We start from the raw sequence: 12,797 nt of genomic DNA, 5'->3' as shown, positions 1-12,797 counted from the left end.
GCGGCCGCACCGGCCTCACGGCCACAGCAGGACCCGCTGCCACCCGTCGGCCGACCACCGGTAGCACAGCCGTACGTGCCGGCGGCGGTCGTCGCCCTGGAAGAACTCCACCTCCTCGGGGCGCAGCACGTACGCCGTCCAGCTCGGCACGGCCGCGTCCGGTTCGCGCCGGGCCCGCTCCCAGGCCTCCGCCGCGGCCCGTTCCAGCTCCGCGTACGAGTCCAGGACCTCGCTCTGCCGCCCCACGAGCGCGGCGGCCAGCGCGCCCGGGGAGCGGCGGTGCAGATCGGCCTCGCTCTCCTCGGGCGTGGCGGCGACGACCGCGCCGCTGACCCGCACCTGGCGCGCGACCAGCGGCCAGTAGAAGCACAGCGCGGCGCGCGGGTGGGCGGCCAGCTCGCGGCCCTTGCGGCTGCCGCGGTGCGAGGCGAAGTGCCAGCCGTTCTCGTCGGCGTCGTGCAGCATCACGATCCGGACGGACGGGTCGCCCGCCGCGTCCGCGGTGGCCAGCGCCATCGTGTGCGGCTCGGGTACGCCCGCGGCGGCCGCCTCGCCCAGCCACTGCCGGAACAGCGGCAGCGGCGCCTCGGGGGCCGCGTCCGGGTCGAACTCCGGCAGCTCGCCGGTCCAGACCCGCAGACCGCGCAGCAGGTCACGGAAGGCCTGGGCCTCGGGGGTGTCGTCCGTGGTGGTCATGGCGGGCAGCGTACGTCCGGGGAGCCGCCCGCGTCCCTCGTGACCCCGCGGGCAATTCGGTTGCGGCGGCCCGTGCCGACGGCCGAGGGTGGTGCCATGACTGCGTTCGAGACCGGAGCGGCCGTCGCCGTGCCCGCGCCCGCCCGGCTCGGGGCCGTCCGGCTGGCCGGCGGACGGCGGCTGGCCTGGGCGGAGTGGGGGCCCGAGGACGGCGTGCCGGTGCTGCTGTGCCCCGGCGCTGCCACGTCCCGGCGGCTCGGTTTCGGCGCGGCGGCGGTGGCCGGGCTCGGCGTACGGCTGATCTCCGTGGACCGCCCCGGGCTGGGCGCCTCCGACCCGTCACCCGGACGCACGCTGACCGGCTGGGCCGAGGACGTCCGGGAGTTCGCCGCGCTCCGCGGGCTCGCCGGGCTGCGCGGCGTCGGTTTCTCGCAGGGCGCGCCGTACGCGCTGGCCTGCGCGGCGGCGGGCGTACTGACCCGGCTCGCGGTGGTCTCCGGTACGGACGAGCTGGCCGCGCCCGCTTTTGACCGGTTGCTGCCGGAGGAGGTGCGGTACCTGGTCGACCGGGCCGCGGTCGACCCGGCGGCGGCCGAGCGGTCGTTCGCCGGGTTCGGCAGCCCGGAGGTGCTGTACGAGCTGGTCGTGGCGGCCGGCGGGGAGCGGGACCGGGCGGTCCTGGAGCAGCCCGCGTTCGCCGCGGCCTTCCGGGAGGCGATGGCCGAGGGCTTCTCCCAGGGCCCGGCCGGGTACGCCCGGGACACGCTGCTGACCATGAGCCACTGGCCCTTCGACCCGGCGGTGATCAAGGTGCCGGTGGACCTCTGGTACGGCGCGCTGGACGCCGCGCCCACCCACTCGCCGGACCACGGCGCCCGCCTGGCGGGTCGCATACCCACCGCACGGCGCCACGTCCTCCCGGACGCGGGCGGCATGCTGTTGTGGACGCACGCCGCCCCGATCCTCCAGGAGCTGCTCGGCGGATGACGCCGCGCGGTCCGGCGTCAGCGGACTTCGTGCGCCGTACGGCGGTGGGTGGAGCGCCGGTCGTCGATGTCGGCCCAGCGGTCGCCGTACACCGTCTCGGTGATCCCCGGCTCGCGCAGGAACTGGTGCGGGAAGCCGAGCGGCACCGCGCTCGCCTCGTCCAGCCGGGCCACCGCGTCGGCGTCCAGCGCCACGTCGACCGCGGCGAGGTTGTCCCGCAGCTGGCTCTCCTTCGTGGCACCGATGATCGGGATGATCGTGCCGGGCCGCTGTTGCAGCCAGGCCAGCGCGACCTGCGCCGGGCTCCAGCCGCCCTGCTCGGCGATGTCCAGGACCGCGGAGACGACCGCTTCCTCGTTGTGGTCGGTTTCCCCTTCCCCGTTGCGGTCGGCGCGGTTGCCCCAGTCGTGGGTGTCCAGCCGGCCGGACTCGCCGCGGTGGTACTTGCCCGTGAGCTTGCCGGCGGCCAGCGGCGCCCAGGCGAGGACGGCCAGGTCGAAGGCGCGGGCCTGCGGGAGCAGTTCGCGCTCCGGCGTGCGCTCCAACAGGTTGTACCGCAGCTGCGAGCCGGCGAAGGCGGTCCAGCCGCGCAGCTCGGCGAGGGTGTTGGCCTGCGCGATCTCCCAGGCGGGCCAGTCGGACACCCCGACGTACAGGACCTTGCCGGCCCGCACGACGTCGTCCAGCGCCCGCATGACCTCCTCGACCGGGGTGAAGTTGTCGCGCGCGTGCACCCACAGGATGTCCAGCCGGTCGGTCCGCAGCCGCTCCAGGCTCGCCTCCACCGACTGGACGAGGTTCTTGCGGTGGCTGCCGCCCGCGTTCACATCGCCCTTGCGGGTGGCGCAGGTGTACTTGCTCGCCAGCACGAACCGGTCCCGGCGCCCGGCGAGCAGCCCGCCGACGATGCGCTCGGCGCTGCCGTCGGTGTAGTTGTTCGCGGTGTCGATGAAGTTGCCGCCCGCGTCGGCGTACGCGTCGAGGAGGCGGCGGCTGGTGTCCTCGGTGGCACCCCAGCCCCACTCCTCGCCGAACGTCATGGTGCCCAGGCTCAGTTCGCTCACCCGGAGACCGGTCCTGCCGAACAGTGTGTAGCGCATCGCTCCCCCTCGGATCGGGTCGTGGACCGGACGCTACGAGCTGGAGCGCGCTCCAACGCAACCTGCACGCGCCGCCCGGCGCCTGAATGCGACGCTTTCCGGCCTCCCGGTTCGCCGCCGGTCCCGCCCCCGCCCCTCGGGTCCGTCGTCAGTCCGCCCCGAGCACCACCGTCCCGGACGAGCAGAACCAGCCGCCGGTGCCCGAGGCGACCGCGAGCCGCGGCGGACGGCCGCCCGCGCGGCGTACCTGGCGGCCTTCGCCCGCCTCGCCGCGCAGCTGCCGTACCGCCTCCACCAGCAGGAACAGGCCGCGCATCCCGGGGTGGCAGGCGGCCAGCCCGCCGCCGTCGGTGTTCGTCGGCAGCGCGCCGTCCCGGAGCAGGCGCCCTTTCTCCACGAACGCGCCGCCCTCGCCCTTCGCGCAGAAGCCGAGGTCCTCCAGCGTCACCAGCGTCATGTAGGTGAAGGCGTCGTAGATCTGGGCGAGGTCGATCTCCTCCGGGCGCACGCCCGCCCGCTCGAAGGCCAGCCGCCCCGAGACGGCCGCCGGGGAGACGGTGAAGTCCTCCCACTCCGACATCGCGCTGTGCGAGACGGAGGCGCCCGAGCCGAGGACCCAGACCGGCGGCCGGGCCAGGTCCGGCACCCGGTCCTCGGCCACGAGGAGGACCGCGCAGCCGCCGTCGGAGCGGATGCAGCAGTGCAGTTTGGTGAAGGGATCGGCGACCATCGGCCCGGACAGCACGTCGTCGGTGGTGATCGGTTCCCGGTACATCGCGTCCGGGTTGGTCGCCGCGTTGGCGCGCGCCTGTACGGCGACCTCGGCGAGCTGTTCCGGTGTCGTGCCGTACCGGTGCATGTGCCGGCGCGCGGCCATCGCGTACTTGGCGATCAGCGTGTGGCCGTAGGGCACTTCGAACTGCAGCGGTCCGCGGCCCCCGAAGGAGAGATCGGCGGTGCGGCGCCGCGCCTTGAGGTCGGCGCGGGCGGTCGAGCCGTACACCAGCAGCACCGCGTCGGCGTGCCCGGCGGCGATCGCGTCGGCGGCGTGCGCGGCCATGACCTCCCACGTGGCGCCGCCGACGGAGGTCGAGTCGACCCACGTGGGGCGCAGGCCGAGGTACTCCGCGACCTCGATGGGGGCGAGGGTGCCCAGCCCGGCGGAGGCGAAGCCGTCGACGGCCGAGCGGTCCAGTCCGGCGTCGGCGAGGGCGCGGCGGGCGGCCTGGGCGTGCAGGGCGTAGGGGGTGGCGTCGTCGACGCGGCCGCAGTCGGCCAGCGCCACTCCGGCGACGGCGACCTTGCGGGTACGTGCGGAAGTCCCGGTCCCTGGAGTCATGAATCTGACGGTACATCAGGTTTCGCGTGTCGGGCAGGGCGGTGCACAGGGCTGGGAAAGTGTGCGGCCGCTCCTTACCATGACGGCCCGTCAGGTCAGACGGGTGTCACCGTACGGCTGGGAGGAGCCCGCCGATGGATGCCGCGTTCACCGAGGAGCAGGACGAGGACCGCCGCCGCGCCCTGCGCGCACTGCTGCGGGACCACCACGGCCCGGACGGCCCCGGGGCCGCCGGGGAGGGGCCGCGGGGCCACGACGAGGGGCTGTGGCGGACCCTCGCCGGGCGGCTCGGGGTCCCCGGCCTCGCCCTGCCGGCCGCGTACGGCGGCGCCGGGCGCGGGGCCGCCGCGCTGGCCCTCGCCTGCGAGGAGGCCGGCCGCGTGCTGCTGCCCGCGCCCCTGCTGCCCACGGCCGCGCTGGCCGCGCCGCTGCTCCTCGCCCTCGGCAGCGAGGCGCAGCGCAGCGAACTGCTGCCCGCCTTCGCGGCCGGCGAGCTGACCGGCACGCTGGCCGTGCCGGGCGCACGGCTGGCCACCGCGCTCGCGCTCACCGGCCCCAATACGGGCGACTGGGCGGGCGGTGGCCGCGCCGGCGGCATCCAGGCCCGGGCCGACGGCCGCTGCGCATGGCGCCTCTACGGGGAGGCCGATCAGGTGCTGCACGGGTACGGCGCCGACCTGCTGCTCGTGGCCGCGCGTGCCGGTGCGTACGCACGCGGCCGCACGCTGCTCTTCGTCGTACGCGCCGGCGTACCGGGGCTGCGGCGGACCCGGTACGCCGCGCTCGACGAGACCCGACCGCAGGGCAGCCTCGAACTGCGCGACGTCCCGGCCGCGTTGCTGGGCGACGACGAGAGCGGCGCGGCCGTGCCCGCCGCACTGGCCGCGGCCGGCGCGACAGCGGCCGTCGCGCTGGCCGCCGAAGCCGTGGGCGCGGCCGACGCCGCACTGGCCGGCGCAGCGGCGCACGTCCGCGGTCGGTCCGACCGCGCACAGGGCGGCTCCCTCGCCGTGCGGCACCGGCTCGCCGACCTGTACGCCGCGGTGCGCTCCGCGCGCGCGACGGTGTACAGCGCCGCCGGGGAGGCGGACAACGGACGCGGCGCTCCCGGGGAGTGCGGCCTCGCTCCGGCGCAGGCGCTGGAGGCGCTGCGTGCCGTGGCGGGTGAGGCCGTGCAGGTGCGGGCCGGCGGCGGCTCCCTCGGAGAGCGCGCGGCGCAGCGGTACGCCCGGCGCGCGGCGGGCGACGAGCTGCTGTTCGGCCCGGCGCACCGGTTGCGCACGCACGCCGCTGAGGTGGGCGGGCTGTTCGCGGCGCACCGTATGGGAGAGGCGGTGCCGGCCTGATGGGTACGGAAGGGACGGTGCGGTCGGCGCGGGCCGGGGTGCGGCTGATGCAGAAGATGTCGTCGACCCGGGCGTTCGCCAGGGCGGCGCCGCACGTGGTGCCGGCCCTGGACCGTGCGGTGCATCGGCTGACCCGCGGAAAGGTGCTGCTCAGCGCCCGGATGCTGCCGGGCGTCCTGCTCACCGCCACCGGCGCGCGGAGCGGGCAGCCGCGGCGCACCCCGCTGGCCTGCATGCCGGAGCCGGACGGCGGCTGGATCCTGATCGGCAGCAACTTCGGCCGCCCCGGACACCCGGCCTGGACCGCGAACCTCCTCAAGCACCCGGACGCCGAGATCAGTTGGCGGGGGCGCGACATCCCGGTACGGGCCGTGCTGCTGACCGGACCGGAGCGGGCCGCGACCTGGCGGGCGGTGCTGGCCTTCTGGCCGCCGTACGCCGCTTACCAGTCACGGGTGACGCGCGAGATCCGGCTGTTCCGGCTCGTCCGGCGCTGAGGCCGTACGGGCCGCCGTAGCCACGCGGTACGGCGGCCGGGCGGGCGGATACGGAATCGCCTGCGCATTTCGTACCGCGCGCGGATACGCGTCGGGCACCGGCCGGCTCACGGGAGAGTCCGGACGGTGCCCGATGCGGTGTGCAGGTATGGCAGGACGAAGGGCGGACCGGCGGGGACGCGGCGGCAGTGGGAGGTGCCGAGGTTGTCCGTCGCCTCGTACCGGGGGCGGCGGTCGCACGCCGCGCCCCGGTTACTTGGTGGGCTTCTTGCCCGTGACGCCGAGGTGGACGAGCAGCGCGAGGTTCGGCTTGAGCTCGGCCTGCTTGACGCCCCAACTGGTGAAGCCCTTCTGGTGGCCGGCGACCGCGGCGAGCATGGCGACCAGCGAGCCGGCCATCGCCGCCGGGCTGACCTCCTTGTCCACCTTGTTCTTGGCCTGGAGCTCCTTGATGGAGTCCGTAAGGGAGTTGGTGACGGCGTTCAGGATCTTCATGCGGATCTTGTAGAACCGCTTGTCCCCCTCCGCCGCGCCGAGGTCGACGACGCGGAGGATCGCGTCGTGCTTGCGCCAGAAGGAGAGGAAGCCCTCGACCAGTTCCTCGGCCGTCCGGCGGCCGGACTTGCCGACCCAGGAGCGCCCGGCGACCAGTTCGGTCAGGCTCGCGCCCTCCTTGGCCATCTCCTCGGCGATCTCGAGGACGGCCCCCTCGACGTCGGGGAAGTACTGGTAGAACGTCGCGGGTGAGGTGCCCGCCTTGCGCGCGACGTCGATGACCTTGACGTCCCGATACGGGGACGAACTGAGCATCTCGCTGAGGCAGTCGAGGAGCTTCTGCCGGGTCGCCTGCCCGCGGCGGCCGGCGACTCTGCCGTCGACGGTTCGAACTTGTCCTGTCATGCCGTCAGCTTACCGAGGGGTGATCGGAGCGCGATTTGGCTGCCTGCAAATGGGGACGCGGCGGATCGGGCCCCGAAGGGCCTTCTGCCGCATGACTTCGGGGCCGCGAATTCGGACCGGTCGCTTTGGCCTGAACAAGTGAATCGTCTTATCAACAGCCTGTGGACAACTGTGGTGGACAACCTCCGGGGGGTATTGCCGGAGGCTGCATCCGAAGGCGCGCGTCGGTGTACCGGTCTAATTTGTCCGTATGACGGCTTTTGTGGACGGTGCGCCCTGCTGGGCGGACGCGATGCTGCCCGACCTGGAAGCGGGCAAGCGCTTCTACGGTGAGCTGTTCGGCTGGTCCTACGTGGGCAGCGATCCCGAGTTCGGCCGCTACGCCACCGCGCTGCTCGACGGGCGGAAGGTCGCGGGCCTGATGCCCAAGAGGGACGGCCGGATGCCCACCGTGTGGGGCGTCTACTTCGCGTCCTCCGACCTCGCCGCCACCGTGGCCGGGGTCCGGGAGGCGGGCGGTCAAGTGATCACGGGGGTGACGCCGGTCGGCGACCTGGGCGCGATGATGCTGGGCGTCGACCCCGGGGGAGCGGTCTTCGGTGCCTGGCAGGCCGGTCGGCACGAGGGCTTCGAGGCGCAGGCCGAGCCCGGCGCGTACGTATGGATGGGCCTCAGCACGCGGGCCCCCGAAGCGGTGGACGCCTTCTACGGGGACGTCTTCGGCTTCGAAGGCGTGACGGACGGTCCAGGGCCCACCGCCACGTTCCTGCCGTGGCGGATCCCGGGGCAGGAGCGCGAGATCGGCTGCCGGATCGTGCTGGACGCGCGGGCGCCGGCCGAGCTGCCCGCGCACTTCACCGTCTTCTTCCTGGTGGAGGAGATGGAGGCGGCCGTGCGGACGGTGGTCCGGCAGGGCGGCAAGGTCCTCAGCGAGCCCCAGGGGACGCCCGGCGGCCCCCTTGCCCTGGTGGTCGACAATCAAGGGGCGGCCTTCGGGCTGATGGCTCCGAAGTAGGTACGGGGCGGCGAGGCGGTCGCCCTGGTGTTCCGTCCCAGCTGTCACACCCGCCTCTTCTGCCTCGGAAGTGTGAATGTTGCCTTCATAAGACGTGGCGCATACCGCGCCAGTTCGGTACAAATGGCCACTCCTCTTGCCAAGTAGGCGTGCCCGTCCGGCAATTAGTTCGTGGTCATGGCCCCCGAACGGCGTTCGGCACAGCAGAATTGGGGCCAGAGGCAGCTCCCGTTGCCGGGCCGCGGGCGGCGCGGTCCGGCAACGGGTCCGCAGGCTCCGCGGAAACCGTTGAGCGCGCGGGACGAACAGCACGTACGGGGAAGTGAATGGCGACGACGGACGGCACACCGGTGCACGGGCCGGAGCCCGGCGGGATCCGGCCGGGACGTACGGCCGTGACCTCGGCCACCCGGCGGTCACCGGACATATGTGCGGCCGGCGCGTGAACCGGACCGGACGGACTTGCGCACGTGGGGTGTAACGGCAGGTAACGACCCCTGTGCGTACCGCTCGGCGGGACACGGGACACGGCGGGAAGCCCCCGGGTTCGCAACCGTCGGCTTCGCCAGGAAGAATCAGCATGCGTACGGCCGAATCGGCCAGGCGGTGAGACGCTGCTCGGGGCAGTGGCTCTCGGCGGCTCTTGGCTTTTGAGAGTCTCTTTGACGCCCCACGGGGAGGTGGCAGGCAAGTGGTGGAGCAGCTGACGCAGCACGATCCCCGGCGGATCGGCCCGTTCGAGGTGCTCGGCCGTCTCGGTGCCGGCGGTATGGGGCTGGTGTATCTCGCGCGCTCGGCGTCCGGCCGGCGGGTGGCGATCAAGACGGTCCGTACCGAGCTCGCCGAGGACCAGCTGTTCCGGGTCCGCTTCACGCGCGAGGTCGAGGCGGCGCGGGCGGTCAGCGGCTTCTACACCGCGGCGGTGGTCGACGCCGATCCGCGCGCTGCGGTGCCCTGGCTGGCGACCGCGTACGTCCCCGCCCCCTCGCTGGAGGAAATAGTCAATGAGTGCGGGCCGCTGCCGGCTCAGGCGGTGCGCTGGCTGGCCGCCGGCGTCGCCGAGGCCCTGCAGTCCATCCACGGTGCGGGGCTGGTCCACCGCGACCTGAAGCCGTCGAACGTGCTGGTCGTCGAGGACGGCCCCCGCGTGATCGACTTCGGTATCGCCAGCGGGGTGTCGAACACCCGGCTCACGATGACGAACGTCGCCGTCGGCACGCCTGCGTACATGTCACCCGAACAGGCGCGCGACTCGCGCAGCGTCACGGGTGCCAGCGACATCTTCTCCCTCGGCTCCACCCTGGTCTTCGCCGCCACCGGACACGCCCCCTTCCACGGCGCCAATCCGGTCGAGACGGTCTTCATGCTGCTGCGCGAGGGCCCGGACCTGGAAGGGCTGCCCGACGAGCTGCGGCCGCTCATCGAGTCCACGATGCAGATGGCCGCCGAGCACCGGCCCAGCCCCGCCGACCTGCAGTCCCAGCTGGCCCCGCACCTGTTCGGTTCCGGTACCGACGACAGCGGCACGGCCTCGGCCTGGCTCCCGGGGAACGCCGTGGGCCTCATCGAGAGCCGGCGTGGCGGCCGGGTCGCCGCCGCGCGGCAGGCCGCCCAGCGCGCCGCCGCCTCTTCGGGGCGCGGCGCCGCGGGCGCGTACTCCGTCCAGCAGGAGCAGCCGCCCGCCGCTCCGCCCGCGCAGCCGCCGTCCGTCTCCCGCCCCGCCCCGCAGCGCCAGGAGAGCGCGCCGATGCCCGCGGCCACGGGCGATCCCGGCTGGGCCGCTTCCGCGGCGGTCGGGCCGGGCGCGCGCCGGATGAGCGACCCGCGCGGCAGCGCACCGCTCGCGCAGGCGGCGCCCACCGGCCCGGTCGCGCCCGCCGCGCCCCTGCCCCCGGAGACCGGAGGCCCGGACGGCTCCGTACGGCTCGGCGGCTCCGTCGCCCCGATAGGGCCGGGCCCCCGGGCGGACGGCCAGGCCCCGCATCCGCAGCCCGGACAGGCGACCAACTGGGTACGGCCGCCGGCCGGCGTGCAGGCCCCGCCCGGGCCCGCCGGACCGCCGCCCGCGGTCCCCCCGCAGACCCCCGGCCCGCAGGCCGGTCACGCCGCACCCGCGCCCGCCCGGCCGGCCGACCCCGCGGCGCAGGGCGGCCCCGGCCGCTGGCGCCCCTGGCGGTTCCGCATGTCGAACGACGTGTGGGGCACCCCGGTGGTCTCCGGCGACCTGCTGTACGTCACGTCCTTCGAGGTGCACGCCCTGGACGTGGCCAGCGGGCGGCGCCAGTTCAAGACCCGCGAGGTCGCCTGGGCGATGGCCGTCTCGGACGGCCGCATCCACGCCTCGGACGGCCCGAGCCTGTACGCGCTGGACGCCACCGACGGCTCCGAGCTGTGGCGGCTGAACACCGAGGGCTGGGTCTACAGCCTGGGCGTCGACCGGGGCACGGTCGTCACCGGCACCCGCGGTGGCGGCGTGCAGGCGTGGGAGGCGGCAAACGGCGAGCTGCTGTGGGAGATCGGCGGCGCGCAGACCGACTTCGAGACCGCCGAGTCCGGCCCGGTCGTGCACGAGGGCACGGTCTACGTGTGGGCGGACGCGCGGCTGAAGGCGCTGGAGGCCCGTACGGGCGCCGAACGCTGGTCGTACCCCGTGGGGGACGCGGCGTCCTGCGGCGGGGTGCCGGTGCGCCTGCTGACGGCCCCGGACGGGGTGGCCTACGTGGTGGCCGGCACCCGCGTCCTGGCCATCGACATCCACCGCGGCGACGTCCGCTGGCACTTCGAGGCGCCCGCGGTCTTCCTGTCGCCGCCCGCCTACGCTCCCGGGCCGGCCGTCACCGGCGGCGGGATCTACCTCGCCGACTACCTCGGCACGGTCTACGCGCTGGACGCGAACGACGGCCGGGACCGCTGGCGCATCGCTACCGAGGCGCGCCAGTCGACCGAGCCGGTGCTGGTCGCCGACGGCGCGGTGCACCTGGGCAGCGGCAACGCCCTGTACACGCTGGACGCGGTGACGGGCACGCCCCGCTGGCGCTTCCAGGCGGGCGGTGAGGTCATCGGCACCCCGGTGGCCGCGGACGGCCGGGTGCACTTCGGGTCCGCCGACTCCTGCCTGTACACGCTGGACGCGATGGGTGGCCAGCTGCGGTGGAAGCTGGCGACCGGCGGCGAGATCACCGGCACCCCGGTGGCCGCCGCGGGTGTCGTCTACGCCTGCAGCAAGGACCGCTGCGTGTACGCGCTGGACGCGGCCAAGGGGACCGGACAGGCGCGGCGCTCCTAGCGGGGCTCCCAGCGGGCGCCGCCGGGCTTCTCCGCCGGTCCTCGGGGGCTCGGCGCCCCTCGGCTCTCAGCGCTCCTCGGGGCGCTCCTCGGGCGGGCGGTCGCGGCCCTGCTGCCGCTCGTCGCCCGGGATGCGCGGCAGCGGCTGCGTGGGCGGCGCGGGCTCGTCCCGGTGCGGCCCGTCGGGCGGCGGCCCGTCCTGGCGGGGCTCCTGGGGTGCGATGTGCGGCGTACCGGCCGGCGGGGTCGTGCCGTCGTGCGTCGGCGGCCACGGCTCCTGATGGGCGCCGCCGAGCGGCCCCGGGCCTCCGTAGGGGACGTCGGGGTGGCCCGTGTGCGGCCCCGGGCCCGGTGGCTGCTCCCCGTAGGCGTAGGGGCTGCCCCGCTCTCCGTAGGCGTAAGGGCCGCCCCGGGGCTCGCCTTCGTACGGGTAGGGAGCACCGCCTTCGTACGGATACGGGGCGCCGCCCTCATAGGCGTACCGGTCGTCGGGCCCTCCGTAGGGCGCCGGTTCGTAGTCCTGCTCCTCTTCCCTCCGCCGCTTGCGGGCGCGTACGCCTCGGCGGCCGCTCATCATCAGGGCAGCCAGCAACAGCAGGATGCCGCCGCCCACGGCCGCTGCCACGCCGACGCCGAGGCCCCGGCCGCCGCTGCCGGCGGTGAGGCCGCCGGCGGCCTGGCCCTGCCGCACCATCCACAGGACGGTGAAGCCCAGGACGACCAGTCCGGCGAGCGTGACGAGCAGGCGGGACCGCAGCACGATGCCGAGCAGCGTGAGCAGGGCCCCGACGAGCATCGGCAGCAGGAGCGAGCGCATGACGTCCGCGCCGGCGCCGCTGATCCCGTTGAACCCGCTGAAGAGATCGGCGACACGGATGTCCTCGCCGTGACGGCCGTCGTACCAAGGACGGAAGGGGCTCCATACGGCGGCCGCCGCTCCGATGAGGGCGATCAGGGAGCCGATGACGTTGCGAATCACCAGCATCGCCTCGTTTCGCTTCGCTGATGTCCTCCACAGCCGACGCTACGCCGTGCCGACAGGCCCCGCCACGGCAATGCGGCGGCTGTATTGTGACGTGCGCTTGTCAAGCACTCGGGGGGTTCTCATGGCACGCCGTCATCTGCGGCTCACGGCCGTCGTGGCCGTCGTCCTGCTCTCGCTCACCGGCTTCCGGCCGCACGGCCACGGAAGCCACGGCAGCGACAGCGGTGGCGGGGGCTGCAGCGCGCACTCCAGCAGCAGCGGTTACCACGGCAGCAGCAGCCACCACTACGACGATGACGATGACGACGACTACGCGGGCAGCGGAAGCGCGGACAGCAGTCCCAGCGCCACCGCGTCGCCGCAGGGCACCGTCGTGGAGTGCGTATCGGAGCACCCGAAGGCGAAGCGGCCGGGCGCGAAGGTCCGGCTGACGGACGACGGGCTTTACGACGACGTGACGATCACCGTCGAGTTCCGTGGCGCGGACGGTGCCGTGGTGGACACCGGCGAGCGGACGGTCGACCCCGTGCTGGACAACGAGGACGACGTGGCCGGGGATCCGGTCTTCCGCATCCCCATGGCGCATCCCGACCGGGCCGGCAAGGTCACGGACTGCGAGGTCCGGAGCATCTCCTGAGGCGGTGGCC

11 protein-coding genes are annotated in these 12,797 nt (G+C 74.5%); 6 read left to right on the top strand and 5 right to left on the bottom strand.

Annotated elements, in window-relative coordinates:
* Window positions 1-15: 15 nt before the first annotated feature.
* On the bottom strand, window positions 16-696 hold the full coding sequence (locus IF20_RS09880) for a pyridoxine/pyridoxamine 5'-phosphate oxidase (RefSeq protein ID WP_052864711.1): 681 nt from the start codon (window positions 694-696) through the stop codon (window positions 16-18).
* A 96-nt stretch (window positions 697-792) separates the two neighbouring features.
* Here IF20_RS09880 and IF20_RS09875 point away from each other — a divergent pair, with 96 nt between their 5' ends.
* Window positions 793-1,683, top strand: coding sequence for an alpha/beta fold hydrolase (locus IF20_RS09875; RefSeq protein ID WP_052864710.1), 891 nt, complete (start codon window positions 793-795; stop codon window positions 1,681-1,683).
* Window positions 1,684-1,700: 17 nt separating this feature from the next.
* Here IF20_RS09875 and IF20_RS09870 read toward each other — a convergent pair whose 3' ends face one another.
* Window positions 1,701-2,783 (bottom strand): aldo/keto reductase, encoded by a 1,083-nt coding sequence (locus IF20_RS09870; RefSeq protein WP_052864709.1) that lies wholly within the window; start codon window positions 2,781-2,783, stop codon window positions 1,701-1,703.
* A gap of 148 nt (window positions 2,784-2,931) precedes the next feature.
* Window positions 2,932-4,122: a thiolase C-terminal domain-containing protein gene (locus tag IF20_RS09865; protein ID WP_110944032.1), complete on the bottom strand. Its 1,191-nt coding sequence runs from the start codon at window positions 4,120-4,122 to the stop codon at window positions 2,932-2,934.
* Window positions 4,123-4,256: 134 nt separating this feature from the next.
* Between IF20_RS09865 and IF20_RS09860 the strand changes: the two genes are divergently transcribed.
* Both IF20_RS09860 and IF20_RS09855 read left to right on the top strand, forming a co-directional pair.
* The gene (locus IF20_RS09860; RefSeq protein ID WP_052864707.1) at window positions 4,257-5,468 is read left to right on the top strand and encodes an acyl-CoA dehydrogenase family protein; all 1,212 of its coding nucleotides are present in this window, start codon (window positions 4,257-4,259) and stop codon (window positions 5,466-5,468) included.
* On the top strand, window positions 5,468-5,965 hold the full coding sequence (locus IF20_RS09855) for a nitroreductase family deazaflavin-dependent oxidoreductase (RefSeq protein ID WP_052864706.1): 498 nt from the start codon (window positions 5,468-5,470) through the stop codon (window positions 5,963-5,965). Before IF20_RS09860 ends, IF20_RS09855 begins: the two co-directional genes overlap by 1 nt.
* Window positions 5,966-6,217: 252 nt before the next feature.
* Here the strand turns inward: IF20_RS09855 and IF20_RS09850 are convergent, their stop codons facing one another.
* Window positions 6,218-6,865 (bottom strand): TetR family transcriptional regulator, encoded by a 648-nt coding sequence (locus IF20_RS09850; protein WP_052864705.1) that lies wholly within the window; start codon window positions 6,863-6,865, stop codon window positions 6,218-6,220.
* 250 nt (window positions 6,866-7,115) lie between these two features.
* On the opposite strand from IF20_RS09850, the gene IF20_RS09845 reads away from it, so the two are divergent.
* Both IF20_RS09845 and IF20_RS09840 read left to right on the top strand, forming a co-directional pair.
* Window positions 7,116-7,880: a VOC family protein gene (locus IF20_RS09845; RefSeq protein WP_052864704.1), complete on the top strand. Its 765-nt coding sequence runs from the start codon at window positions 7,116-7,118 to the stop codon at window positions 7,878-7,880.
* 691 nt (window positions 7,881-8,571) lie between these two features.
* Window positions 8,572-11,166: an outer membrane protein assembly factor BamB family protein gene (locus IF20_RS09840; RefSeq protein WP_052864703.1), complete on the top strand. Its 2,595-nt coding sequence runs from the start codon at window positions 8,572-8,574 to the stop codon at window positions 11,164-11,166.
* 66 nt (window positions 11,167-11,232) lie between these two features.
* Here the strand turns inward: IF20_RS09840 and IF20_RS09835 are convergent, their stop codons facing one another.
* A complete protein-coding gene (locus IF20_RS09835; RefSeq protein ID WP_052864908.1) occupies window positions 11,233-12,144 on the bottom strand; it encodes a hypothetical protein in 912 nt (303 codons plus the stop codon).
* 127 nt (window positions 12,145-12,271) lie between these two features.
* Here IF20_RS09835 and IF20_RS09830 point away from each other — a divergent pair, with 127 nt between their 5' ends.
* A complete protein-coding gene (locus tag IF20_RS09830) occupies window positions 12,272-12,787 on the top strand; it encodes a hypothetical protein (RefSeq protein WP_052864702.1) in 516 nt (171 codons plus the stop codon).
* Window positions 12,788-12,797 lie beyond the last annotated feature (10 nt).

Origin of the sequence: Streptomyces niger (assembly GCF_000718305.1) — a bacterium.
Taxonomy (GTDB): domain Bacteria; phylum Actinomycetota; class Actinomycetes; order Streptomycetales; family Streptomycetaceae; genus Streptomyces; species Streptomyces niger.
Note: the sequence above shows the minus strand (reverse complement) of the source record. Positions and strands in the feature narration are given on the sequence as shown.

Coding starts and splice junctions, on each gene's coding strand:
- IF20_RS09880 (WP_052864711.1), bottom strand. CDS start 696: ATGACCACCACGGACGACACCCCCGAGGCCCAGGCCTTCCGTGACCTG.
- IF20_RS09875 (WP_052864710.1), top strand. CDS start 793: ATGACTGCGTTCGAGACCGGAGCGGCCGTCGCCGTGCCCGCGCCCGCC.
- IF20_RS09870 (WP_052864709.1), bottom strand. CDS start 2,783: ATGCGCTACACACTGTTCGGCAGGACCGGTCTCCGGGTGAGCGAACTG.
- IF20_RS09865 (WP_110944032.1), bottom strand. CDS start 4,122: ATGACTCCAGGGACCGGGACTTCCGCACGTACCCGCAAGGTCGCCGTC.
- IF20_RS09860 (WP_052864707.1), top strand. CDS start 4,257: ATGGATGCCGCGTTCACCGAGGAGCAGGACGAGGACCGCCGCCGCGCC.
- IF20_RS09855 (WP_052864706.1), top strand. CDS start 5,468: ATGGGTACGGAAGGGACGGTGCGGTCGGCGCGGGCCGGGGTGCGGCTG.
- IF20_RS09850 (WP_052864705.1), bottom strand. CDS start 6,865: ATGACAGGACAAGTTCGAACCGTCGACGGCAGAGTCGCCGGCCGCCGC.
- IF20_RS09845 (WP_052864704.1), top strand. CDS start 7,116: ATGACGGCTTTTGTGGACGGTGCGCCCTGCTGGGCGGACGCGATGCTG.
- IF20_RS09830 (WP_052864702.1), top strand. CDS start 12,272: ATGGCACGCCGTCATCTGCGGCTCACGGCCGTCGTGGCCGTCGTCCTG.